This is a genomic window from Halorubrum ezzemoulense DSM 17463 (assembly GCF_002114285.1).
GTDB lineage: Archaea > Halobacteriota > Halobacteria > Halobacteriales > Haloferacaceae > Halorubrum > Halorubrum ezzemoulense.
Genome location: NZ_NEDJ01000005.1, coordinates 51,841 through 75,907, shown reverse-complemented (window position 1 = coordinate 75,907; position 24,067 = coordinate 51,841). Strand labels below are relative to the sequence as shown.

General features: G+C 69.0%; 23 protein-coding genes and 1 tRNA gene. 12 read left to right on the top strand and 12 right to left on the bottom strand.

The features are described from left to right. Positions 1-16: 16 nt before the first annotated feature. Together B9H04_RS02950 and B9H04_RS02945 are read right to left on the bottom strand one after the other, a co-directional pair. Positions 17-1,063 carry a hypothetical protein gene (locus B9H04_RS02950; protein WP_085682434.1) on the bottom strand — a complete coding sequence of 349 codons (1,047 nt, stop codon included), beginning with the start codon at positions 1,061-1,063 and terminating at the stop codon, positions 17-19. Positions 1,064-1,122: 59 nt separating this feature from the next. Further along, complete coding sequence (locus B9H04_RS02945; RefSeq protein ID WP_049929373.1) at positions 1,123-1,830, bottom strand: DUF1405 domain-containing protein; 708 nt, start codon at positions 1,828-1,830, stop codon at positions 1,123-1,125. A 112-nt stretch (positions 1,831-1,942) separates the two neighbouring features. Here B9H04_RS02945 and B9H04_RS02940 point away from each other — a divergent pair, with 112 nt between their 5' ends. Further along, complete coding sequence (locus B9H04_RS02940; RefSeq protein ID WP_049929372.1) at positions 1,943-2,566, top strand: FxsA family protein; 624 nt, start codon at positions 1,943-1,945, stop codon at positions 2,564-2,566. A 104-nt stretch (positions 2,567-2,670) separates the two neighbouring features. After that, positions 2,671-2,744: transfer RNA gene (locus tag B9H04_RS02935), tRNA-Ile, on the top strand. Positions 2,745-3,292: 548 nt separating this feature from the next. On the opposite strand, the gene B9H04_RS02930 is transcribed toward B9H04_RS02935, so the two are convergent. The 3 genes from B9H04_RS02930 to B9H04_RS02920 form a co-directional block, all read right to left on the bottom strand. Next, the gene (locus tag B9H04_RS02930) at positions 3,293-5,968 is read right to left on the bottom strand and encodes a restriction endonuclease (RefSeq protein WP_085682433.1); all 2,676 of its coding nucleotides are present in this window, start codon (positions 5,966-5,968) and stop codon (positions 3,293-3,295) included. A 2-nt stretch (positions 5,969-5,970) separates the two neighbouring features. Beyond that, positions 5,971-7,854 carry a site-specific DNA-methyltransferase gene (locus B9H04_RS02925; protein ID WP_049929370.1) on the bottom strand — a complete coding sequence of 628 codons (1,884 nt, stop codon included), beginning with the start codon at positions 7,852-7,854 and terminating at the stop codon, positions 5,971-5,973. 121 nt (positions 7,855-7,975) lie between these two features. After that, the gene (locus tag B9H04_RS02920; protein WP_049929369.1) at positions 7,976-10,675 is read right to left on the bottom strand and encodes a DNA methyltransferase; all 2,700 of its coding nucleotides are present in this window, start codon (positions 10,673-10,675) and stop codon (positions 7,976-7,978) included. Between the two features lie 101 nt (positions 10,676-10,776). Between B9H04_RS02920 and B9H04_RS02915 the strand changes: the two genes are divergently transcribed. Further along, entirely contained in the window at positions 10,777-11,508 is a 732-nt protein-coding gene (locus B9H04_RS02915; RefSeq protein ID WP_049929368.1) for a hypothetical protein, read from the top strand. Between the two features lie 69 nt (positions 11,509-11,577). On the opposite strand, the gene B9H04_RS02910 is transcribed toward B9H04_RS02915, so the two are convergent. Continuing rightward, a complete protein-coding gene (locus tag B9H04_RS02910; RefSeq protein ID WP_049929367.1) occupies positions 11,578-12,582 on the bottom strand; it encodes a Gfo/Idh/MocA family protein in 1,005 nt (334 codons plus the stop codon). Positions 12,583-12,744: 162 nt separating this feature from the next. On the opposite strand from B9H04_RS02910, the gene B9H04_RS02905 reads away from it, so the two are divergent. The 4 genes from B9H04_RS02905 to B9H04_RS02895 all read left to right on the top strand — a co-directional run bounded on the left by B9H04_RS02905 (position 12,745) and on the right by B9H04_RS02895 (position 14,799). Beyond that, positions 12,745-13,356, top strand: a complete 612-nt coding sequence (locus B9H04_RS02905; RefSeq protein ID WP_049930071.1) for a peptide-methionine (S)-S-oxide reductase MsrA — start codon at positions 12,745-12,747, stop codon at positions 13,354-13,356. 49 nt (positions 13,357-13,405) lie between these two features. After that, on the top strand, positions 13,406-13,615 hold the full coding sequence (locus B9H04_RS19075) for an MBL fold metallo-hydrolase (protein WP_248648627.1): 210 nt from the start codon (positions 13,406-13,408) through the stop codon (positions 13,613-13,615). 21 nt (positions 13,616-13,636) lie between these two features. Then, a complete protein-coding gene (locus B9H04_RS19070; protein ID WP_276325165.1) occupies positions 13,637-14,083 on the top strand; it encodes an MBL fold metallo-hydrolase in 447 nt (148 codons plus the stop codon). Between the two features lie 119 nt (positions 14,084-14,202). After that, positions 14,203-14,799, top strand: coding sequence for a GNAT family N-acetyltransferase (locus tag B9H04_RS02895; RefSeq protein ID WP_049929366.1), 597 nt, complete (start codon positions 14,203-14,205; stop codon positions 14,797-14,799). A gap of 55 nt (positions 14,800-14,854) precedes the next feature. Here B9H04_RS02895 and trpB read toward each other — a convergent pair whose 3' ends face one another. Further along, the gene (gene trpB, locus B9H04_RS02890) at positions 14,855-16,018 is read right to left on the bottom strand and encodes a tryptophan synthase subunit beta (protein WP_049929365.1); all 1,164 of its coding nucleotides are present in this window, start codon (positions 16,016-16,018) and stop codon (positions 14,855-14,857) included. Between the two features lie 112 nt (positions 16,019-16,130). Here trpB and B9H04_RS02885 point away from each other — a divergent pair, with 112 nt between their 5' ends. Next, complete coding sequence (locus B9H04_RS02885) at positions 16,131-17,327, top strand: threonine synthase (protein WP_049929364.1); 1,197 nt, start codon at positions 16,131-16,133, stop codon at positions 17,325-17,327. 65 nt (positions 17,328-17,392) lie between these two features. On the opposite strand, the gene B9H04_RS02880 is transcribed toward B9H04_RS02885, so the two are convergent. Both B9H04_RS02880 and B9H04_RS02875 read right to left on the bottom strand, forming a co-directional pair. After that, positions 17,393-18,595: a redox-regulated ATPase YchF gene (locus B9H04_RS02880; RefSeq protein WP_085682432.1), complete on the bottom strand. Its 1,203-nt coding sequence runs from the start codon at positions 18,593-18,595 to the stop codon at positions 17,393-17,395. 107 nt (positions 18,596-18,702) lie between these two features. After that, on the bottom strand, positions 18,703-18,960 hold the full coding sequence (locus B9H04_RS02875) for a DUF5789 family protein (protein ID WP_049929362.1): 258 nt from the start codon (positions 18,958-18,960) through the stop codon (positions 18,703-18,705). Between the two features lie 118 nt (positions 18,961-19,078). Here B9H04_RS02875 and B9H04_RS02870 point away from each other — a divergent pair, with 118 nt between their 5' ends. Then, complete coding sequence (locus tag B9H04_RS02870) at positions 19,079-19,621, top strand: universal stress protein (protein WP_049929361.1); 543 nt, start codon at positions 19,079-19,081, stop codon at positions 19,619-19,621. A gap of 44 nt (positions 19,622-19,665) precedes the next feature. On the opposite strand, the gene B9H04_RS02865 is transcribed toward B9H04_RS02870, so the two are convergent. After that, positions 19,666-20,655 (bottom strand): biotin--[acetyl-CoA-carboxylase] ligase, encoded by a 990-nt coding sequence (locus tag B9H04_RS02865; protein WP_049929360.1) that lies wholly within the window; start codon positions 20,653-20,655, stop codon positions 19,666-19,668. A 77-nt stretch (positions 20,656-20,732) separates the two neighbouring features. Here B9H04_RS02865 and B9H04_RS02860 point away from each other — a divergent pair, with 77 nt between their 5' ends. Both B9H04_RS02860 and B9H04_RS02855 read left to right on the top strand, forming a co-directional pair. Continuing rightward, a complete protein-coding gene (locus B9H04_RS02860; protein ID WP_049929359.1) occupies positions 20,733-21,116 on the top strand; it encodes a 2Fe-2S iron-sulfur cluster-binding protein in 384 nt (127 codons plus the stop codon). A gap of 138 nt (positions 21,117-21,254) precedes the next feature. After that, positions 21,255-21,818: a hypothetical protein gene (locus B9H04_RS02855; protein ID WP_085682431.1), complete on the top strand. Its 564-nt coding sequence runs from the start codon at positions 21,255-21,257 to the stop codon at positions 21,816-21,818. 60 nt (positions 21,819-21,878) lie between these two features. On the opposite strand, the gene B9H04_RS02850 is transcribed toward B9H04_RS02855, so the two are convergent. Continuing rightward, on the bottom strand, positions 21,879-22,814 hold the full coding sequence (locus B9H04_RS02850; RefSeq protein WP_049929356.1) for a DMT family transporter: 936 nt from the start codon (positions 22,812-22,814) through the stop codon (positions 21,879-21,881). Positions 22,815-22,997: 183 nt separating this feature from the next. On the opposite strand from B9H04_RS02850, the gene B9H04_RS02845 reads away from it, so the two are divergent. Continuing rightward, positions 22,998-23,480, top strand: a complete 483-nt coding sequence (locus B9H04_RS02845; protein ID WP_049929354.1) for an Lrp/AsnC family transcriptional regulator — start codon at positions 22,998-23,000, stop codon at positions 23,478-23,480. Positions 23,481-23,487: 7 nt separating this feature from the next. Here the strand turns inward: B9H04_RS02845 and B9H04_RS02840 are convergent, their stop codons facing one another. After that, positions 23,488-24,012: a phosphate-starvation-inducible PsiE family protein gene (locus B9H04_RS02840; RefSeq protein WP_049929353.1), complete on the bottom strand. Its 525-nt coding sequence runs from the start codon at positions 24,010-24,012 to the stop codon at positions 23,488-23,490. Positions 24,013-24,067 lie beyond the last annotated feature (55 nt).

The following is a 24,067-nucleotide window of genomic DNA, read 5'->3' as shown; positions in this document are numbered from 1 at the left end:
GCTCGAATCCCTCGCTTCAGAACTCGAAGCCGACCGCGTCATCGCTCGGGCGGAGCGGGCTCTTCGGGTACGGCGGCTCGGCGTCGGGGTCGTTGTACGCGCGCGGCGCCACGTCGTTCGGCCCGTCCGAGTAACAGAGCGCGGCGAGCGTCTGGATCGCGGTGCGGCCGCTGGCGAGTTGGAACTGGCCGCCCCCGTACATCCGGATCCCCTCGCGCTCGCAGTATGCGATCGTCTCGAACAGCGATTCGAGGGTGCCGAACCGCGAGGGTTTGATATTACACCACCCCGGCTCGACGGGGAGCGATTCGAGACTCTCGACGCCGTCGATCGGGTAGTCGAACGAGAGGCGGTCAGCCTGCGGCTCGACGAGCGCGCTGGTCGCGGGCGTGAACGCGGGGTCCTCCACGACCGCCGCCGGGAACGCCGCGAACACGTCGCGGTACAGCTCCGGGTCGGGCTCGACGTCGACCTCGGTCCCCTCGTACCACCCCTTGAGGTCGAGGACGCGCACGGCGTCGGTTTTCCGGAGAGTTTCGAACGCCGACTGCGGCCACTCCGCGGTGGGGTCGAGCTTGAACTCCAAGTCGGCGTTGCGCGCGAGCAGTTCCTCGACCCGGTCGGTCGACGGGGGATCACCGAGGCGAGTGGAGACGACAAACCGAACCGAATCGGGGTCGACGCCGAGCCGGTCGCCCAGCGTCTCCTCGCGTTGCCGGAGCGCCAGGTCGAGCGCCGCGCTCTCGACCGCCCAGCGCCGGTAGTTGCGTGCGGTATCGTTCTCGGGCGGCGTTCCGTGGAAGAGGTCGATCTCGTCGAGTCGGTCGGAGAGCGCGTCGATCGTCCACTCGCCCTCGATGTCGATCGGGTCGGTCCCGGCGAGCGCGTCGTGGTCGGCGGTCTCGTAGGTCACGTCCTCGCCGCGCCCCACGACGCCGTCGCCGGAGAGCCGGTACTCCGTCGTCGTCCGCTCGAAGCCGCGCGTCGTGTCGGCGACGTACCGCCGGCGGGCGACGGACTCGATCGTCACCGACATGTCGGCGATCCGCTCGTAGTGGCTCATAGCACAGTCGAAGCGGGCCGATCACTTAAATCGGTGGGCGGGAGGTGGCGTCGGACTGGCTACGTCCCGAGGTCGCCCGCGCGGCGTCGGAGCGTCGCGATACGGGTTCCGAGCGTCCAGAACAGCGGGATCACGGTAAGTACGACCGCGCCGGCGGCCGCGACCTGAAGCACGGTCGTCGTGAACCACGGCTCGCCGTCGGCGTACGGCAGCGCGGTGTGTGTCACGTCGCCGATCACGGGGACAAAGTAGTCCATCAGCAGGTCGACGGTGTACCACGCGGTCGCGATCGCCACCGCGCGGAGCGGGAAGTCGGTGATGCGGTGGAGGACGAACGCCTGGACGACCATCGCGAGGTGGCTCACAAGCAGGAACGCGTACAGCCCGGGGCCGTTGACCGCGAGGAACTCCGGCCAGAAGACGACGAGGACGTACGGGGTCCACAGCCCGAGCTTGACGTTGCCGAAGAAGGCGAGCGCGGCGAGGGTGTCGCTCGACCGCCCGAGCGCCCACGCGCCGAGCGCGAGCGCGATGAGCAGCGTCGCGCCGGGGCTGTCGGGGATGAAGAGCCACATCTCCGTCGGGAGGGCGCGGAACTGGAACCGGTAGTACCAGAAGCCGAACGCGGTGCCGACGAGGTTGATGACAACGATGACCCACGCGAACCGGAAGGCGACGTCTTCCAGCCGTTTCGGGAGCGGCGCGACCCACCGCGGTAGCGACTCGCGGTCCGGCGGGTCGCGTCCGAGCGCGCCGACGATGTCCATACCGCGGGCTCGGACCGGGCGGGCAAAGCGGTGGCGGTCGCGGTGGACGCGACCGGCGATGCGGGCGACCGCGACGAAAAGGGCTATGCGTGCCCGGCGGGAAGGCGGGGGTATGCGCCCGCGAACGCTGCTCGCGCTGCTGCTCGTCGTCCCCCTCGTGGACGCGCTGTTCCTGATCGTGGTCGCGACGCGGCTCGGGTGGGCCGTCACGGTCGCGCTCGTCGTGTTGACGGCCGTCCTCGGCATGCTCCTGCTGCGCGCCGAGGGACGCGCGACGCTCGCGCGCATCCAACGCAAACTGGCCCGGGGCTCGCCGCCGACCGACGAACTGCTCGACGGCGGGCTGCTCATCGCCGCGGGCGCGTTCCTGCTCACGCCGGGGCTCGTCACCGACGCCGTCGGGTTCCTGCTTGCCCTCCCGCTCTCGCGGGTCCCGATCCGAATGGCCCTGAAGAAGTACGTCGTCGTCCCGTACCTCGAACGCGAGACGGACGGCTTCTTCTCGGGGAACGTCTACGTCGGCGGCTTCCCGGGCGACGGTGAGGGCGGGTTCTCGATGGGCGGCGGCTTCACCGGTGGTCCCGGGAGCGACCCCGACGGGTTCGACGGCGGCAGCGGCACGGACGCCGACGAGAGCGTCGCAGGGAACGCGGGCTCCGGTGGCGCGTCGACGGACGACGACGTCGTCGACGTGGACTTCACCGTCGAAGAGGAGGAGCGGAAGGGAAGCGACTGACGGCGCCGGGGTCGCGATCCCCCGTGAAACCGCCACACGGCGGGGCGGCCTTCGAAAGGAAACCCTTAAAATCCTACCCGCGCAACGACTGAATGCGCTCACCTGGGCCAATAGCTCAGTCAGGTTGAGCGCTCGGCTGATAACCGGGAGGTCCACGGTTCAAATCCGTGTTGGCCCACCTACAACGTCCACGGTCTTCGGCCGTGGCGTGTTAGGGGCCGGGAACTCCCCAGCCACCTAATTCCGTCCTAACTCTCGATAGTTAGAGCCTTCTGTACCAGTAGAATTCGACCGTCGTGTCCACGGATACCGCGACGTGGTCAGCCCCATCGTAGCCTAGCCGTAGCGCACGGCGCCACGTTCGTGGACCTCCGACCGCGTCGACGAGCGCGGACCGGTGACGGTATCGATCGAGTTGCGATCGACGACGGTGAAACTGGAAGCCGTCCCGAAGCAAGCGAGGAGAGATATGCGCGGGTCTGCCTCTGACGTGGTGTTCCGGTTACACCGATCTGCTAGAGGGACTAGAGGCCGAAAAGTTTGCTGAAATATGTTGTCGTCCCTTCGCTGAGAGCCCTCTGACAGAGGCCATTGACAACGACTCACGCGGCTCTGACTGTGCGTTCGGGCCGATACGCGAACGGTCCGACGACGAGAGGAGACCGGCCGTGAGCGAGGGCAGCGATATCGGCCCACTCCGAGACCGATCAACGCTCGGTGAGCGCCTCACTCGGCGTCGACGTCGATGTTGAGGACGTCTTCGATGATATCGTCGTCCCGAAAGTCGGTCGCGAGGTCGAAGTCGACGTTCAGCGCGTCGTAGTGAGCGCGGGCGCACTCGATCTTCGTCGCCTCGGACGGCCGGAGGTCGTCTTCGGTGCCGAACTTCGTCTCCCTGATGAGGTACAGTCGGCGGTCTTCCGCGTCCGCGCGGACCGCCGTCTCCTTGTCGAAGAGGACGGCCCAGTCCGGGTTGTACGGCCCTATCGGCGTGGGGAGCTGATACTCGCGCGGGAGCTTGATGAACAGCGCGACGGAGTCGTCCCGGTCGAGGCGGCGCGCGAACCGCCGCTCACCCTCGCTGTCGCAGATAACCTTATCGTAGACGCTCTTGTCCACGCTGACAGTATTTTCGGCGTAGGTCTCGACCTCGCTGAGGATGTCCGTCGGGTGCGCATCGCCGATCCGCTCGTAGTCGATGTGTTCGACCACGTACTCGGTTTTGACCGCGTCGATCGTCTCGCGGGCCGCGACCCGATACGCGTGGGGGTTCTTCAGTAGCTGGTCGACCGTCTCGGATTCGAGGATGATCTCTGCGACTGTTTGCTTCGTCAGCCCCGTCTCGGCGGTGATATGACTGACGACATCCGGGAGCGGGCCGTCGCGGTCGACGGACTCCACCTGCGAGGCGATGCCCACCGTCTCGATGTCGGCGCCGTCGTCCATCGATAGCTCTCCGCGGGAGACGCGGAGCCGCGGCTCGTCGACCGTGACGCCGGCGAGTTCGGCCGCCGCGCTCTCGACGAGCGCCGGCGAATCGATCGTCGTCGTGTACGTCGTTTTCGGCGCGATCCGCTCCCACAGCCTCGCGAACGCCGGCGACTCGTCGACGACCTCAGTCCGCGGCGTGACGACGGTCCGGTCCCGGTGATCGTTCGTCTGCGCGCGCATGTCGTCGCCGTAGTCCGTCGCCGAACTGTACTCCGCCTGGAGGTCGTCGGCGTAGTCGGCGTAGCTCTCGTTGGCGATCACCGGGAGGCGATTGCGCCGGTCGCCCGGCGGCAGGCGCGTCCCGTCCTGATAGACGGGGAGTCGAACGCCGCGTCCGATCTCCTGACGCTTCTTCACCGAACTGACCGTATTGTTGAGCGTACAGATCTGGAAGACGTTGGGGTTGTCCCACCCCTCCTGGAGCGCGCTGTGCGAGAAGATGAACTGCGTCGGCTCGTCGGCGGAGAGCAGCGTTTCCTTATCTCGCATGATGAGCTCGTACGACTCCACGTCGTCCCGGATCGAGCTCTCTCGCACCTTGATGTCGCCGCTCGTCGTCGTGGCGAAGTACGCGCCGGCGACGTCCTCCGGCGACTGATCGGGGAACAGATCGCTGTACCGGTCTTCGGCCTTCAGCTCGGTGAACGCCTCGCAGAAGGCTTCCCAGAGGTGGCCGGTCTCGTCGCCGCTCCTGCCGCGGAAGTTGTCGATCCGATCGATGAAAAAGAGGCTCAAGACTTTGATCCCGTCTCGGCGGTAGTCGAGCGCCTTCTCGAAGTGCTCGCGGACCGTCTCCCGGATCTGCCGGTGCTGGATCGTCTCGATGTCGGTGTCCGTGGACTCCCCGCTGTGGAGCCGCGTCCCGTCGCTGAGCTCGATGACTTCGTGGCGGGCGTCGATCGACGCCACCTCGACACCCTCGTACGGCGGTAAGCCGTTGCTCGCCGCGTAGAGGCTGTCCCCGGCGCGGACCGTCTTCTTTCCGAGTTGGGCCCCGGTCGACCGGTCCTTGTACAGCTCTATCCGTGCCTTCGGACCGGCGTCGAACGACAGCGGTCGAACGTATCGCTTGTCGAAGTCCTCGTCTTGGACGACGGAGAGCACTTCGATGGTTTTCACCAACCCCTTCTCGTGCGCGTCGACGGGCGAGAGCTCGTACACCTTGTTTCTGATCCGTCGGTGCGTCGCCGAGTACCGAAGCGTACAGAGGGGGTCCAACGCCGAGATGGCCGCTTTGCTCTTCTCGCCCTCCATGTTCTGCGGCTCGTCCAAGACGGCGATCGGATTGGTCGCCGCGATGCGGTCGACCGGGCGGTCGCCGTTGAGCTTGTCGTGAGGCCGGAACATGACGTTCTCGTCGCTCCGGTTGATGCTCTGGAGCGTCATGACCATGACCTCGATCTGGCTGCTGCTGCCGAACCGGATCACGTCGCTCAGCGTCGACGAGTCGTACTCGGTCCAGTTGAACGGCGGCCGAGAATACAGCGAGTCGAAGTGAGCTCGCGTCTGCTGTATCGTTTTCACGACGCCCTCGCGGATCGCCACGCTCGGGACGACGATGAGGAACTTTCGCCAGCCGTACCGCCGGTAGAGCTCGTGGATCGTCCGGAGGTAGACGTACGTCTTGCCCGTCCCGGTCTCCATGTCGACGCTGAAGCTCAACAGGTCGGTCGTCTCGCCGTCGGCCGCCCGATAGAGGTCGTCGCTCTGTGCGAGGTCGTGACGCCGCTGGACCTTTCGCGTGTTGGCCGTGAGCTGCTCCTCGGAGAGTGCTAACTCGTTCGGAACGGTCGTCCCGTGCGTCCCGAACGCGGGCTGCTCGCCGACGTTCGGCTGGCCGTCGAAGACGTCGGTGACCGCGTCGATGGCCTCCTGCTGATACTCGAGGTCGGGATCGAATTCGAATTCCATGGTCAGATCGTTCGGAGCGAGAGGTCGCGGTTGAGGCGTTCCTTGTCCGTATCGGAGAGGCTCCCGTCCAAGCAGACGTACTGCGTGTCCGCCGGGAGATCGAACTCGGTGAGCGTCTCGTACGTCACCGATTCCGCGAAGGTGACCAGCGCGTCGCGGTCGTCTTCGGACAGGTGATAGGTGTGGTCCGCGAGGGCCTCGACGGCGGCGTCCAGCGAGAACCCGAGCAGGAGCTGTACCTCGACCAGCGCGGCGTCCGGATCGGTCAGATCGACGGCCGAGCCGGCGCCGGCCGCGTATCGTTCGAGCGCGGCGCGGGCTTCCGACTCCGTGTCGGGCCGTCCCCACCGCTCGAAGCGCGACTCCCCGAGCGTGTACTTGTCGAAGCCGAGCCCCGGAGCGGCGCCCGGCAGGTCGTGGTCGTCGGCGACCTGCTCGCTCGCCAGCCGCAGGCGCCGCTCGCAGACCTCCGCGTGGGTCGTCTCTTCCCCCCGCGGCTCGTCGAGTTCGTCGTCCAGTTGGACGAGCATGAACCGGACGGGGTCGTCGAACTCCTCGGTCGCGTTGAGCTGCATGACCGCGTGGCCCGTCGTCCCCGATCCCGCGAAGAAGTCCAAGACGATGTCGCCGCCGTCCACGCTGTGGCGGATCAGCTTCCGGATCAGGTCCGTCGACTTGGGGAAGTCGTACGCCTTGTAGCCGAACAGCGATTTCAGCTCGCGCGTCGCCGTGCCGGTCATCCCCGTCTGGAGGACGGTGCGGTCGAAGGCGTCCTCGAACAGCTCGATGTCCTCGTCGGTCGTCGTCGTTTCGATCCACGACGAGAGCGGCTTGTACCGGCTCTCGATCTCGTTTTGGAAGCGTTTGAACTTGGGCACGCCCTCGCCGTCGTCGGGGAAGAGGATCCGACCCTCCTCGATGTACTGCCGCATCGTCTCCTCGCCGAGGCGCCAGACGCTGTTCGGGTCCGGCTGATAGGTGTGGCCGGTCTCGGGGTCCGTGATCTCGTAGAACATCGTCGGCCGCTCGTCTTTCGTCCGCGAGTTCTTCAGATCGCCGGCGACCCACGGGCCGCGGGGATCGTCGTCCGGGTTCGTGTAGTTGTCGAACGACTTCTCGACGCCCCGCATCTCGAACGCGTCGGACCGCTGGTACACCACGACGTACTCGTGGTCGATGGACATCCCGCCCGAGTTCCGTGCGTCGGGGGTCCGGCGCTTCCAGACGAAGGTGCCGACGTAGTTGTCCTCGCCGTAGATCTCGTCCATGAGGTGGCGGAGGTTGTGGTGCTCGTTGTGATCGATGCTCACGAAGATCGCCCCGTCGTTCCGGAGGAGATTCCGCCCGAGGAACAGCCGGGGATACATCATCGACAGCCAGTCGCTGTGATACCGCCCGTTCGTCTCCGGGTTGCTCACCAGCTTGTCGCCGTCCGCCGTCCGCTGGCCGGTCTCCCGCTCGTAGTCGGCGGCCGCGGTCGAGTAGTCGTCCTTGTAGATGAAATCCGACCCGGTGTTGTACGGCGGGTCGAGGTAGATCATCTTTATTCGCTGCTGGTAGGACCGCTGGAGCGTCTTCAGGGTCGCGAGGTTCTCGCCCTCGATGAAGTGGTTGCCCGACTCCCCGTAGTCGACGCTCTCGTCGGGACGCGGGACCAGCGTCTGCTCCGTCGCCGCCTGGGCGCGTGCGGTGGCCTCGCGCTTTCCGGCCCACGAGAGCTCGTACCGCTCCGTCCCCGACGACTCCCCGTCGGCGTCGAGCAGCGATTCGAGCTTCGCCGCGTCGAGCTCTCCCTCGGAGAACGCGCTCGGCACGATCTCACGGAGTTTCGCCCGTATGGCGGCCGCGTTGGACGGTTTCTCCAGTCGGTCACGCTCATCGCTCATATACACCCGGAGAGAACCGACACGGGGTTAAACCATCGTACTGGGGACCGAGATCGGGCCCGAGCCTCGTTGAGAGCCCGGTCGACGACGCCGGTTCGCGTCGCGGGCGGGGCTCGCCGAGTCAGGGCGGCGTCGTCGCGAGTTCGAACAGCCGTTCTTCGCCCCGCTCCGCGGGCGACCGGCGCCCGCCGAGGAGCTCGATCAGCTTCGAATACGTGAGACAGCGGAACGGGTTGTCGTCGGTCAACTCGTCGAGGGCGGGCTGCGTGACGGCCTTCTCCCATCGATCGTATCGGTTGTCGGGGACGACGGACACGGCCCGGGGCGTCGCGCCGGTTTCCGCGTACGCGTTCCCCATGCGAACGATTCCGTCCTGCGGGTCCGTCGAGTGCTCCACCTCGAACATCGCGACCGGCGTCTCGCCGTCGAACCAGATCAGGTCGACGTTCCTGAGCCGCTCGCGAACGGTGTCGGAGAAGTCGCCGGGTATCCGCAGCCGCGTCTGCGTATCGCGGAGGACCTCGCTGCGATCGGTCTCCGGGTCCCCGATCCACGCGTCGTAGCCGACGGACTTGCCGAACTCGGCGAGTCGGTTGATGATCCGGTCGTGGTCCAGTTCCAGCTGCTCGCGCTGCGTTTCCGTGTCGACCAGGCCCTCCTCCTCGGCCAAGGTGTTTCCGGCGAGCGTCTGCTGGTACGAGTCGCGTCGCCGCCAGTAGACGACGCCGTCTTTCTCGACCGGCTCAGCAGTCGACTGTAACACGTCCAATATCTCTTGGTTCTCCGGCGTCTGCGCGTCCTTGAGGCTCGTGAAGATCCGCGAGAGGATCTCGTCGAGCGTGGCGGCGGACCCCTCCTTCCCCGCGTAGACGGATTCGATCAGCCACCTGATGCGGCGCTGGAGCGGGATGTACTCGACCTCGTCGGTCGCCGCCCAGTCGGCGGTCGTCCACGCGTCACCGTCGGCGGTGCGTTCGAGGTAATCGTCGAAGAGGCGGCGATAGTCGAAGTCGCGCACCTGTTCGGAGTGCATCCTGTTGTCCTCGATGAGCCGCAGCGTCACCCCGCGGACCAGCTGATCGTACGTCGCGCGGCCGTCGTGGAGCCGGATGACGCGCTTCGCCTCCTCCAAGATGGACTCCCGGACCGCCTGAATGTCACCGAAGTCCAGTTCGGGCTGTTCCCGGGTCTCCGGTCGCCGGAACGTGATGTAGATGTCGCCGTTCATCGTCCCCGGCTTCCGGCGGTTGATCCAGTTCGTGTACTCCTGTGCGGGAACCTGATAGACCGCGTCGACGTAGTCGAACCCGGCCTGCTGGATCGCGTGCATCAGGGAGTTCCAGTATTTGAGTTCGCTGCTGTGGAACGTGACCGTCAGATGTCCGCCGCTCTCGAGCACTCGGAACACCTCCTCGAACGCCGCCGCGAGCATCTCCTCGTAGCGCTCCCGCGGCTTCTCTTGGCGCGGATTGACGACGATTTCGTCCTCCCAGTTGACGCTGCTGTCCAGCCAGCTGTTCGCCATGTAGCTGAGCTCGAAGTACTGGACGGCGTCGCCGTACTCGGGATCGGTGAACACGTACTGTACCGACTGGTCGTCGACCGGGAGGTCGCGCGCGTCTCCCTGGATGAACCTCCCTCGGTCTCCCACGGGGTCGCCCCCGTTCAGTTCGTCGTTCGCCTCGCGCATGCCGTCGAGCACGGTCGAGAACCGGTTCCGGAACGCGTGCGCGACGTTGAGTTCGAGGTTCTCCGGGTGGATGACGTAGTTCTTCGCCGCCCAGCCCTTCTTGTTCGGCCGCTGCATCCGGCTCACGTGTTCGAGAATGGCGACGAAAGTGAGCAGGAGGGCGTCGACGACGGTCCGGTCAAATCCCTGTGTTTCCAGCCGGTGTATCTCGTGCCGGAGGATAGACAGCGCGATCAGATTCCGGTCGGTGAACAGCTTGTCGACGCGCTCGGTCCCCGGACGACTCGTGTAGAAGTCCTGTCCGTTGGGGTACACCAGCTCGTTGTCGGGGTAGTAATAGGGGGGCGAGAGCTCGCCGATCCGGTCGAGTTTGGCCTCGTCCGCCTCGTCCAGCGGGACCGTTTCACTCGCGTCGCACTCCGGACAGACGTACTTGAGCTCGTTCGGAACGTCCTCCTCGATCCGGATGTACCCGTTTTCGAACAGCCGCTGGTTGATCGCCCGCGTTATCTCCGACTTGCGCGCGTCGCCGAACTCGTCTAAGTCGATGCGCTCCACCAACGCGTCGTGCGAGAGGCGCTCGGCCTCGCTGAGCTGATCGTAGATTTCCGTCGCGAGGGCATCGAGCGTCCCGTCGCCGGATATCGGCTCGCCCGCTTGCCCCGGACTGGGCGAGTACACCCGAGTCGCGGTCGTTTCGAGCGTCCGCGCCCGTTCGTGGCCGCAGTTCCGGCACGTCGTCTCGTAGAGCCACCGGAATGACCGCTGCGCGTCGCCGTCGGCGCCGCCGACCTCGTGGCGCCGGTACCGGAGGTTCTCCATCACGGTGTCGAACCCGTCTTCGAGTTCGTCCAAGTCCACGTGAGCGGCGGTCGTGCGGGCGATGTGGCGGAACAGCGGGTTCAGGTCGTTGTAGATACCGCGACGGTCCGCCCGGAGCGCCTCCAAGGCGGTGACGCCGCTCCCGGAGAACGGGTCCAGCACCGTCTCCCCCTCGTCGGTGAACTGCTCGATGTAGCTCGTGACGAGGTTCTGTGGCTTCCGCCCCCAGAACCGAACCATGTTGTACATCGGTGTGTTCGGCGAGGAGACGGCGTGTTCGGGGGGCTCCGTGATATCGTCCGCAGGCATATCGATCGGTTACCGGGGGGAGGTAGCTGCCGGGGATAAGGGCACCGCCTCACGACCGGCGATATCTCTATAAGATAGCTGACTGTTTAGACGGAACGTCGATGGACATCACGACGGAAACGATAGACTGCGACGAGCACGGCGGCTTCGACTGCGTTCGGTATCGGTTCGACTACGGCGGCGAGGACCGCGCGCTGCTCGACGAGCTACGAGACGACGGGGAGCGTCTCGCTGAGGGCTCCGACGGACGGATGGCCCGGGACAGCTCCCGCGGCAGGTCGGCCGACACGCAGAGCGTCGACGGTATCTCGGGAGTGCTGGCGGAGTGGGTGTGGAAAGACTGGCTCACCCGAACGGCCGAGCGGCGCGACACGGGCGCGGACGTGTTCCAAGACGACGAGTGGGACACCCCACAGGAACAGGTCGACATCACCGTCGACCGCGGCCGCGGCGAGAGCGCCGCCGTGGAGGTCCGGTCGTCGTTCCCCTACACGGGCGCGGAGAAGGCGGTGTGTACCCACTTCGACGTGATTGGCTGGTACAACAACGAGGTGAAGAAACGCGAGATACGGAAGGACTACTACGTCCGCGTGTTGTTCCCGTTCCACAAGAGTAACTTCTGGACGGAGTTCGAGTCGAACTCCTTCGACGTCTACCTGGCCGGGGGTGCGCCCCGAGCGATGCTAGAAGACAGCCCGCACGCCGAAGACAAGCCGTTCACGCCTCACTGGGACGACTCCTCCGACGGTGGCCAACGGGGGACGTACCGGGTGATCAGCCCGATCGCGAACGCGATGGACACGCCGGCGATCACCGACGAGATGGTCGCGTAGGCGGGCGAACGTCGAACCGAGCGCCACGGCCGCCGGAGCGACGGCGATCTGTACCCCAAACGATCCGAGTCAGAGGTCGATCGGAGAACCGTTCGCGGCGCTCTCCGACAGCGCGTCGAGGATCCGCATGTTCGCAACGGCCGACGCGCCGTCGGTCACGGGGGTCGCGTCGCCGGCGACGCGGTCGGCGAAGTGCTCGACCTGAAGCCGGTACTGATCGACCGCCGGGAACGTCTCGACCCCGCGACGGCCGTCGATCTCGTACTCCAGTTCCAGCCGCTCGTCGGCCGGGGCGTCGAAGGCGTTCTCGACCGCGACCCACCCGTTCGTCGCGTCCACGCGGTACCGCTCGACGTGGCGGGTGTCGAACCCGGAGGCGACCCGGGCCGACCGGCCGTCGCCGTACGCCAGCACGCCCGCGAGTTCGGTGTCGACGCCCGCGTCGCGGGTGTCCCCCGTGTGGGCGTACGCCCGGTCGGGAGCGCCGAGGACGGTGCGAGCCAGCGAAACGGGGTAGCAGCCGACGTCCATCAGCGACCCGCCGGCGAGCTCCGGGTCGAGCCGAACGTCGTTCGGGCGGTCGGACAGCGGGAACCGGAACGTCGCGGTCACCGTGCGCACGTCGTCGAGTTCCGTCGCGGCGAGCTCGACGGCGCGCTCGGTCCGGGGGTGGTACCGGTACATGAACGCCTCCATCAAGGTGACGCCGCGGCGGTCGCAGTGGTCGGCGACCGCTCGCGCCTCGGCGGCGTCGGCGGCCAGCGGCTTCTCGCAGAGGACGGCGAGCCCGGCGTCCGCGGCGCGTTTCGTCCACTCACCGTGGAGCCCGTTGGGGAGCGGGACGTACACCGCGTCGATGGCGTCGTCGTCGAGCAGTGCCTCGTAGGTGCCGTAACTGCGGGGGATCGAGTGGCGGGCGGCGAACGACGCCGCGCGGTCGGCGTCCCGGAACGCGACCGCGCCGACGGCGTGGTCGCTCGCGGCGATCGCCGGGACGACGGCCTTGTCGGCGATTCCCGCGGTCCCGAGGACGCCGAATTCGAGGCGGGCCGGTTCGGTCGAGTGAGCGCTCATGTCCGCCGCGACGCGGCCCCACCTCAAGTGGTTTGGGTCCCGGCCGAACGAGACGCTCGACGTGGGGCGGCGCGCAATGTATCCGTCTGCGAGCCCGAGACACGGGCGATGCGGTCCGACCCGCGAACCGCGCTCCGGCGGCTCTACAGACAGGTGGCACCCATGGAACTCACACGGACACAGGTACGCGAGTACGACCGCCGCGCGGCCGACGCCGGCGAGACCGAGACGGCGACGTTCGGCGTCGGCTGCTTCTGGGGCCCGGACGCGCAGTTCGGCGCGGTGGAGGGCGTCGTCCGCACCCGCGCGGGGTACGCGGGTGGGACCAAACGTGACCCGACGTACCACTCGCTGGGCGACCACACGGAGGTGGTTCAGGTCGATTTCGACCCCGAAACGATATCGTACCGGGATGTGCTGGAACGGGTGTTCGCGGCGCACGACCCGCGGCGGCAGTCCCGGAAGACGCAGTACCAGAACGTCGTCCTCGTCGAGCGCGCGGCCCAGCGGGAGGCCCTCGACGAGTTCCTCTCGGCGCGGGGACTCACCGCCGACGGGATCGACACGCGCGTCGAGCGGCTGTCGCGGTTCTCTCCCGCGGAGGACTACCACCAGAAGTACAGGCTCAGGTCCGCCTCGTCACTAATTGAGCCGTTCGACGCGGCCGGATACGACGGCGCCGAGCTGCGAGAGTCGCCGCTCGCCGCCAAGCTGAACGGGTACGTCGCCGGACACGACGTGAACGTCGCCGAGGAGCTCCCGGCGCCCGAGTGAGCCCGTCGAGGCTCGCCCGCTCGAACTCGATCGGCGACCAGCGTCTGCCATGGAACTCGCGCCGGGCGTACGCGCACTCCCGCTACACGTATCGCTGGACGGCCGGGAAGCGACACTCACTCCCACCGCGGTCGAGACCCCGCAGGGACTCCTCCTGATCGACGTTGGCCTGCCCGACGAGGTCGGCGTCCTCGGAGACGCGCTCGCGGACAAGGGGTTGTCCCTCGACGACGCGCGGGGCGTCCTCGTCACGCATTAGGAGCTCGACCTCGCCGCCTGTCTGGCGGCCGTGGTCGACCGGACCGGCGCCGCCGTGTTCGCCCACGAGGCAGAGGCCCCGTACCTGGAGGGCGACGAGGAGCTCGTCAAGTCGAGCGAGGAGCGGCCGACGGTGATCGAACCGGCGACTGTCGACGTCCGCCTGACCGGGGGCGAGACGTTCGCGACGGCGGCCGGTCCGACGGAGGTCGTCCCGACCCCCGGCCACAGCCCGGGGCACGTGTCGGCGTACTTCCCCGACGCCGAGCTGCTCGTCAGCGCCGACGCGCTCACCGTCGCCGACGGCGAACTCGCCGGGCTCAGCCCGGAGATGACCCCGGACCTCGACACCGCGCTGGAGAGCGTCGCGGTCCTCGCCGACCGGGACGTGGCGGAGACGGTCTGCTTCCACGGGGGCCACGTCGAGGCCGGGACGGAGCGCCTCGAAGAGATCGCTGGCGGTGAGTAGGGTCGACGCGCTGAGCGCGGACGCGTCGAGCGCGGATATGCGGTAACGTCGACGCTCAGAGAGCGAGCGCGCCCCCCGCGATCCGTGTCTTCAAGCCGGACGCGCCGTCACGGTTCGTCGTGGACGCGAACGAACTCTCGCTCCGGTCGTACGACCCGCGGGACGACGCGGCCGTGTGGGCGCTTCACGAGTGGGCGATGCGGGAGACCGGGGTCGACCCGTCCGACATCCCCGGCACCGACGACCTGCGGTCCGTGGCGGCGTCGTACCTCGACGCGGGGGGCGCGTTCGTCGTCGGCGTCGTCGACGCCGTCGACGCCGACCAGTCGCCGGACGATCCGTCGCCGGAGCGGCAGTCGGTGGATTCGGCGGCGTCACGGGCCCCGGACCAACTGGCGACCCACGACGGGACGCTCGCCGCGATGGGCGGCTACGTGCCCAACGAGGCCGGGCACGGCGACGAGCGCGACCGCCCCGGCGCCGCGGAGCTCCACCGGATGCGCGTCGCGCCGCCGTATCAGCGGCGCGGCTACGGACGGGCGCTGCTCGACGAGCTGGAGCGGCGGGCGGCCTCCGGTGGGTTCGAGACGCTCCTCGCGACGACCTCGACGCGCCAGCCCGCGGCGCTCGACTTCTACGCGAGTCGGGGATACGAGCGGACGGACACCTCGACCGCCGGCGCGTACGAACTCGTCCACTTCGAGGAGGAGCTCTGAGCGCCGCGCCGGAAGGGGTCAATCGGGCGGGAGAGTCTCGCCCGGAGGGGTGACCTCACCCGGAGAGATCGAAGTGCTCCGCCGCCGTCTGCATGTCCTTGTCGCCGCGCCCGCAGAGGTTGACCAACAGCGTGTCGTGTCGGTCCTCCTCGGCGAGCTTGGCGGTCAGCGCGAGGGCGTGGGCCGGCTCCAGCGCCGGGATGATCCCCTCGGCCTCGCTCAGTTCGCGGAACGCGGCCAGCGCCTCGTCGTCGGAGACCGCGTGGTACTCCGCGCGGCCCATCTCCTGGAGCGCGGCGTGCTCCGGCCCGATGGCGGGGTAGTCGAGCCCGGCGGAGACGGAGTGGTTCTCGGTGTCGTCGCCGATCGTCTTCGTCTTCATCCCCTGGAAGATCCGCGGCTCCTCCTGTTTCGTCTTCGAGAGCGGGGCCGAGTGGTTCGCGTCGTCGGTGCCGCCCGGCTCGGCGCCGTAGAACATCACGTCGTCATCCTTGAACGCGTGCCAGAGGCCGATCGAGTTCGACCCGCCGCCCACGCAGGCGACGCACGCGTCGGGGAGGTCGCCGTGGCGCTCTTGGATCTGCTCGCGGGCCTCGGTCCCGATGACGGACTGGAACTCGCGGACCATCCGCGGGAACGGGTCGGGCCCCACGACGCTGCCGACGAGGTAGTGCGTCGAGTCGACGTTCTCGGCGAAGTCCTCTAACGCGGCGTCGACCGCCTCCGCGAGCCCCTCGTTGCCGCGGTCGACCGGCTCCACGTCCGCGCCCATGAGCCGCATCCGGAACACGTTCATCTCCTGTCGCTGCATGTCGTGCCGGCCCATGTACACGGTCGTGTCGAGGTCCAGCAGGGCGCCGACCATCGCCGTCGCGGTGCCGTGCTGCCCCGCCCCGGTCTCCGCGATCAGGCGGTCCTTCCCGGCCCGCTTGGCCAGCAGCGCCTGCCCGAGCGTGTTGTTGAGCTTGTGCGCCCCGCCGTGGAGGAGGTCCTCGTGTTTGAGGTAGATGTCCGCGCCGTACCGCTCGCTGAGCGTCTCCGCGTAGAAGACGGGCGTCGGCCGCCCCGCGAAGTGTTCGAGCAGGTCACGGAACTCCGCCATGAACTCGTCGTCGGCGACGGCCTCCTCGTAGGCCGCCGCCAGCTCCGCCAACGGTTCCTCCAGCGGTTCCGGGACGTGTCGGCCGCCGAACTCGCCGAACTCGCCTGGCGTACCCATGCGTGACCGGTGTGGCCGCGACTCAAAAAAGACGAGGGAACCCCCGGGCGCTGCCGCGGTCGCGGCGCCCGCCCGTGACCAACGATTTGTGTCGCGACCGAGACCGTGGCGTATGGAACGACTGGTCTGTTACGACTGCGGCGAGACGTACCCCGCCGGCGAGGCGGCCCGCTGCGCGTGCGGCGAGCCGCTCTGGTTCGACACGCACGGGACCGGGTTCTCGTGGCCCGAGGCGAGCGGCGGCGGTGGCGTGCGGCTCGGGCGAGACTCCCTCTGGCGGTACGAGCCCGTCCTACCCGCGGCGACCGTTCCGAGCGGCCTCGCCGCGGCCGCCGGGGGCACGCCGCTGTTCCGCGCGCCGTCGATCGAGCCGGCGGACGGGCCGCGGGTCCACCTCAAGGTCGAGGGGACCAACCCGACGGGGAGCTTCAAGGACCGGGGGACGGCCGTCGGGATGGCCCGCATCGACGGCCCGGTCGGGACGGTCTCGCACGGCAACATGGCACTGAGCGTCGCCGCGCACGCGGCGGCGCTGGACCGGGAGGCCGCGATCCTCGTCGCCGAGGACACGCCGGACTCGCGGCTCGCGATGATCGCCCAGCACGACCCGCACCTGTTCCGGGTCCGGGGGGAGTACGGGCGGCTCTACGAGGACACGCTCGACCACGACCTCGGGGTCGCCTTCCTCAACTCCGACGCCCCGCTCCGGGTCGCCGGCCAGAAGACGGTGGCGTACGAGATCTGCGAGGCGTTCGCTCCCGACGCGCCCGACGCGATCGTCCTGCCGGTCAGCAGCGGCGGACAGGCGAGCGGCGTCTGGAAGGCGCTCCGAGAGCTGGACGCGGCGGGAGTGCTCCTGTCGATCCCGCGGATCTACCTCGCGCAGGCCGCCCGCTGTGACCCGATCGCGCGGGCGTTCCGGCGGGGAGACTCCCGCGTCGAACCCGTCGCGGGCGAGCCGACCGCGGCCGTCTCGATCAACAACGCCGACCCGCCGAGCGGGAACCGCGCGCTGGCCGCCGTCCGGGCGACAGACGGCGGCGTCGTCTCCGTCTCGGAGGAGTCGATGCTGGCCGAGACTGACCGGCTCGCGGCCGACGCCGGAGTCTCCGTCGAGCCGTCGTGCGCGGTGGCGACGGCCGCCGTGCGAGAGCTCGCCGCGGTGAGCGAGTTCGGCCCCGACGACGACGTGGCCGCGATCCTGACGGGGTCGGGGTACAAGTACGGAGCGACCGAGGTCGAGGGCTCGTCCGTTCGGGAGGTCGACCGGGCCGACGTTCCCGACGCGGTCCGCGATATCGTATCGTGACCGGCCGGACGCACAGAGGTCGTTCGGAAGAGCGGCCAGCGGGGTCGGCGGCCTCGTCGGAGCGGCTACGGCGCGGCCTGCTTCGTCGAGACCAGTTCGATCACGTCGCGGTGGGAGAGCTCGCGGTCGGTGCCCACCTGCCGGCCGCTCCGGCAGTCGGTGCCGTGGAGCAGCCCCTCGCCGATGTCCGAGTGGATGTGGTACGCGAAGTCCTCCGTCGTCGACCCCTCGGGGAGGATGAAGCAGTCGCGGAAGACTCCCTTCTCGTCTTTGCGCCCGTTCGCGGAGCCGGGGAAGACGGCGATACAGCCCAGCACGTCGAAGACGGCGGACTCGAGCGCGCCCTGGACGCCCGTGCCGTCGTACTCGTCGACGAACTCGGCGATCTGGTCGAGGCCGGCCTTCTGCTCCCCGGAGACGTCGCCGACGACCTCGAACGCGTCGTCGCCGGGCGTGTAGTCGACGACGCCGGCGTCGTCGGCGTTCTTCAGCGCCTTCTCCGCGTGAGCGCTCGCGGGGACGAACGAGAGGTGGTCGTAGTCGGGGTCGGTCGTTATCTCCGCCCAGTTCGCCTGCGCCTCGGGGGTGTCCATCTTGTTGGCGGCGATCACCATCGGCTTCGTGCGCTTGCGGATCTCGCGGGCCAGTTCGACTCTGTCCGTCTCGTCCCAGGTGTCCGGATCGAGTTCGAGCCCCTCGGCGAGGATGACGCGCTTCATCCGGTCCTTGTCGATGCCGAACGCGGACATCTGGTCGGCGAGCTCCTCCTCGATGGCCGCGTTCGCGCCGTGATACCGCGTCTCGAACTTCTCTAAGCCCTTCTCCAACACGTCGAGGTACCACGCGTCGAGCTCCTCCTCTAAGAAGTCGATGTCCTCACGGGGGTCGTGGCCCTCGGTCGCCTCGCCCTCGATGTCGGTCTTCCCCGAGAAGTCGACGACGTGGATCAGCACGTCGGTCTCGTTGAGGTCGGTGAGGAACTGGTTGCCGAGCCCGCGGCCCTCGTGGGCGCCCGGGACGAGCCCGGCCACGTCGACCAGCTTCACGGGGACGAACCGCGTCCCCTCGCGGCAGACGCCGACGCTCGGCGTACAGGTCTCGTCGAACTCGGGCGCGGCGCAGTCGACGCGGACGTACGCCTCGCCGACGGTCGGGTCGATGGTTGTGAACGGGTACGCCCCCTCCGGTACGTCGTTCATCGTCGCGGCGTTGAAGAACGTCGACTTGCCCACCGAGGGCTTGCCGACGAGACCGATCCGATAGCTCATTACCACCGCTGCGCGGCGCGGCGGCAAAAGCGATGCGAGACGCGCCGTGGCGTGGGGATCGGTGACGAGGGAGGGGCCCGGCCGCGAGCCGTCGCGGGAGGCCCGATCTACGCGTCGCCGTCGGACTGCCCGGGCTCCCCGAGCGCCTCGATCGGGAGGACGTTCTGGAGCGCGGCGTGCGCGTCGGCGGCGCCCTCGAACCTCGCCTGGTCGACCTCGGCCAGGAGGTCGCCGAGGTCGGCGTCGCCGTCGGCGAACAACACCGTCGTGCCTGCGAACGAGTCGGCGAGCGCTCCGCGGTCGGCGGGGTACGCGCGGTCGGCGAGCGTCGATTCGGGGCGGGAGCGGTTGATCTCGTCGGACATACCGACCCGTCGTGCGAGAGAGTATAAGCGCGCGCTCGGCCCGGACGCCACCGGACGGCGGCGAGAAACCGGCAAGAACAAAGGGTTATCCGTCCCGGTCGTCATGCTACACGTGAACATGCCCCTATACGACCGGATTCTGGTCCCGACCGACGGCTCCTCGGAGGGGGAGTTAGCGGTGTGTCACGCGCTCGACCTCGCCGCGGTCCACGGGGCGTCGGTGCGCGCGATATACGTGGTCGACACCGCGCGGTACGCCGGGATGCCGATGGAGACGACGTGGGAGGGGGTGGGCGACCTGCTGTACGACGACGGCGAGGCGGCGCTCGAGACGGTGTGCGAACTCGCCGCCGACCGCGGCGTCGACGTCGAGACGTCCGTCGTCGACGGCTCGCCGAGCCGCGAGATCATCACCCACGCCGAACGGACGGGCTGCGACCTCGTCGTGATGGGGACCCACGGGCGCGGCGGGATCGACCGCCTCCTCCTCGGTAGCGTCGCCGAGAAGGTGGTCCGGGGGTCGTCGGTGCCGGTGTTGACCGTCCGGATCGGCGACGACGAGGACGCGGCGACCGCGGGCGAGACCGCGACCGCGGGCGAGACGGGCGCCGCCGGGGCCGACGCGGACGGGTCCGTCTCCGACGCGACGGAGACGGGGTAGCGAGCCGCGGCGCGTCGGCTGGGAGTCAGGCCGCGTCGCGGAGGTCAGGCCGCGTCGCGGAGGTGTTCGCAGTCGCCCGCGTGGACGCGCCGCCGGCCCTCGTCGGTGTCGACCACGAGCGCACCCGGCTCCGTCACGTCGACCGCGGTGCCCTCCACGACCCCCTCGGCGGTGTCGACCCGGACGCGCCGCCCGAGCGTGCTCGCCCGCTCGCGCCACGCGGGGAGAACCTCGTCGAGCGCGCCGGGCGAGGCGGTCAGTTCCGCGTAACGTTCGAGCAACGTCGCAGCGAACCGCCGCCGGTCGATCGGGCCGCCGCGCTCCGCCGACAGCGACGTCGCGCCCGCGGGCAGCGTCTCGGGGTCGAGGTTGGCGTTGACGCCGACGCCGACGACGAGCCAGCCGACCCGGTCGGCCTCCCCCTCCATCTCCGTCAAGATCCCCGCCAGCTTCGGGCCGCCGCGGCCGGGGGCGGCGGGATCTGGCACTTCGGAGCCGCTTCCGTCACCCCCGACGAGCACGTCGTTCGGCCACTTGATCCGCGCGTCCACGCCGGCCTCGCGGGCGGCGTCGGTCGTCGCCACCGCGGCCGCGAGGGTGAAGAGCGGCGCCCGCGCGGTCGGCACGTCCGGCCGGGTGAGGACCGACAGCCAGACCCCGCCGCTCGGCGCGACCCACTCGCGGTCGAGTCGGCCGCGGCTCCCGGTCTGTTCGTCGGCGACTACGGCGACGTCGGTCTCCCCTTCTACCGCGAGCTCCCGGGCCCGCTCGTTCGTCGACGCGATCCGGTCGTGATACTCCACGGAGTAGGGTGCGTCGAGGCCGAACGCGATCCCCGGTCCGGAGTACCCCGGCTCGTCGGGGGCGACGTACCCCGCCGCGGTCGACTTGACCGCGAACCCGTCCTCGCGGAGCCCCTCGACCGCCTTCCAGACGGCCGCCCGAGAGACGCCGAGCGACTCAGCGAGGGCGGGCCCGGAGACGGGGCCGTCGTCGGCAGCGAGGGCGTCGAGCAGCGCGCGCCGCGTGTCCATGTCGCCCGTTCCGACGCCCGGGCCGAAAGCCGTTCCGGGTCCGGGACGCTTTGTGTGCGGCGCGCGAAGGGACGCCGATGACCGAGGACGAACCCGACGAGGACGCCGGCGGACGGTCAGGGAGCGGGTCCGAGACGGTCCCGCTCGTCGTCGTCGACGGCGACGACCGCGTCGAACTCGCCGTGGAGCGCGGTCGCAACCTCCGGCGGGTCATGCTCGACGCCGGCCTGTCGCCGTACGCGTCCGCGACGCGCCGGCTCAACTGCGGGGGGCGGGGGATCTGCGCCACCTGCGGCGTCCGCGTCCGAGAGGGGCCGCCGGCCGACCAGTGGCACGACCGCCTCGCCGACCGGTTCGGCTACCCGCGGCTCTCCTGTCAGATCGCGGTCGACCGCCCGATGACGGTCGCGCTCGTCGACAAGCGCGTGTGGGGCGGGCGGCGGTCGGGCGGCGACGGGTAGCGGCCGCGACCGCGCCGGGCCACACCGCGTTTCCGGTGAAACGGCGAACGGTAGCGCGTGGCACGCGACCGCGCGCGGAAAGCGTGACGACACCGCTCGCGGCACAAAAGCCAAGTCCGCGGGCCCGAACGGTCCGGTATGCAACCCTCCAAGGAGCGCGAGTCGTCCGACGACCCGATGGACGACCTCGACGACCTCCTCGACGACGACCTCGCGGGCGGCGAGGGAGAGTCAGAGGCCGACGCCGGCGGGGCCGCGGGCGCCGGGCCGACGGCGGGGAGCGAGGCCGGCTCCGGGGACGCCGGCCGGGTCGGCGTCTCGGGGCGGTGGTTCTCGGCGAAGGCGTTCGGTCTCGCGCTCGTCGCGGTCGCGGTCGGCGTGTTCGTCGGCGGCCTGATCCCGCTCATCGGCGGGACGGTCGGGACCGCGGGCGGCGTGTTCGTCGCCGCGTTCCTGCTCGGCCTTGTGCTGTCGGCGCGCCGCTACGTCGAGACCGGGACCGCCGGCGCCGCCGCGGGCGCGGCGAGCGCGGTGACGAGCGTCCTCGGCGTTGGCTTCCTCCCGATCGGGATCGACTACCTCTCGCAGTGGGGGCTCCCGCTCGTCGCGGTCGGCGGGGGCGTCGGGCTGGTGCTCGCGCTGCTCGGCCACTACTTCGGCCGCGACCTCCGCGCGGGGCTGAGCCGAGACGTGGAGGGGTGAGTCGCCGAAATCCGCGAGGGGTGAACGACCGGAACCCGCGAGAGGCGTCTCCGTGAGCCGCTACTCTCGCAACCGGTCGACGCCGACGTAGTCGGCAATCTCGCGGCGCTCTAAGACGAGGAAGCCGGCGAGGATCGCGACGAACCCGATCAGCGCCTCGGCGTCGACGAGGTGACCGAGCAGGGCCCAGCTACCGACCGCGGCGACGACGGGCTCGGCGTAGCCGACGAGGTGGAGCTGCGACGGGCCGACCGCGTCGAGCAGCGCGAAGTACAGGAGGAACGCGACCACGCCGGAGAGCAGCGTCAGATACGCGAGCGAGGCGATCGCCGTCTGGTTCCAGGCGATCGCGGCGGGCGACTCGCCGATCGCGGCGGCCGCGACGAGCAGCTGCCCGGCTCCGATCACCATCGCCCAGCCCTGAAGCGCGGCGATCGGGAGGTCGGTGCGGAGCGGGCGCAGCAGGACGGCGCCCAGAGAGAAGGCGGCCGCGCCGGCGAACGCGAGCGCGACGCCGACGACCGCCGCGCTGCCCAGCCCGGCCGCGGCCGGGTCGGCGATCACGGCCACGCCGATGACGCCGAGCGCGAACCCGCCGATTTCGACGGGGCCGAGGCGTTCGTTCGGGAGGAGCGCGGCCGCGAAGACGGCAGTCAACACCGGCGAGAGGCTCACGACGACCGCGGCGACCGCGCCGGAGATCCGGATCTCGCCGAGGTAGAGGAACCCGTGATACGCCGCGATCACGAACGTGCCCGCGACGGCGACGCCGAGCCACTCGTCGCGGCCCCGCGGGATCCACCGGTCCGCGGCGACCGCGGCGTAGCCCAGCACGACCGCGCCGGCGACGACGTACCTGACGCCGGCGAACAACAGCGGCGGGAAGTAGTGGAGGCCGGCCTCGATCGCGACGAAGGACGTGCCCCAGAGCGTTGCGAGCAGCAGGAACGCGGCGACGACCGCTTCCGGAGTAGAGAGGAGGTTTCTGAGATTCACTGGTTATGAATTCGAAAGACGTAGACGTAGTTAAACTATTCTCTCGGATAGTGCGTTATTCGAAACGAAGAATCAGACATACGAATTAGATCCGATTCGAGCCCCGAACGGCGCCGACATCTTGGAGTATCCTCCAACCCTGTCGGTCGACATATACAACCGGTCGGGGGTCGATCCGGGGGTATGGACGAGCGCGACGTGCGGCTGTTGAAGGCGATATCCGATCTCGGTACCGGGAGCCCGGAGCGGCTCCACGAGGAGACCGGGATTCCGGTGTCGACGATCCACTACCGACTGAACAACCTCCGGGAGGACGGCGTCATCGAGAACGACCTGTACGACCTCGACCACGAGGCGCTCGGGCTCGGCGTCACCGTCATCGTCGAGGTGCTCGCGAGCTACGAGGGTCCGTACGAGGAGTTCGCGGACGAGCTGCTGGCGGTGGAGGGCGTCACGGAGGCGTTCTTCACGATGGGCGAGACGGACTTCGTCGTCCTCGCGCGACTCTCCTCGTCGGACACCGTCGAGCGGCTCATCAGCGACTTCGAGGCGATCCCCGAGGTCGAGCGCACGAACTCGACGTTCACCATCGCGGCGCTGCGCGACGAGCCGCGCGCGCCGGCGACGTACGACCTCGACACGTTGATCGAGGAGCTGACCGAGTGACGGCGGCTCACTCGGGCGTCAGCGAGGCGCCGACAGAGCGCTCGACGTACAACAGCAGCACGAGCCCGAGCATTACGGTCCCGTAGGAGACGGCGGCGAACAGCGCGTCCTGCGTCGAGGGGTACTCGGTGGTGCGGAAGATGATCACCTTCCGGACCATCGCGATGACGCCGGTGTAGATCACCAGCCTGACGATCCGCCTGGTGTCGCTCTGTTCGATGTACGCGACGACCGTCTGGTACACCTCGACGATGATGAGCAGCAGGAGGCCCGTCTCGATGAAGCCGATGACCACTTCCGGGTTCGTGATCTCTCCCGTCGGGACGGACTCAACGATCTGGATCGCGAGGTCGACGACGCCGATACCGAACAGGAGCGCGAACAGCGCCGCGGCGGCGAGTTCGACGGCGTGAACGAAGCGGTTCGTCACCTCCGAGACGCGGCCGCTGACCGTCTGCGTCTCGGCCGGGTCGGGCGCGCGGTCCGACGCGGACGAATCGTCCGACTGGTCGACCACAGGCGAGTCTGCCATCAAATGACCCTCAATTCCGATAACGGACTCGCGCCACGTAAAGAGGGGGCCTAAC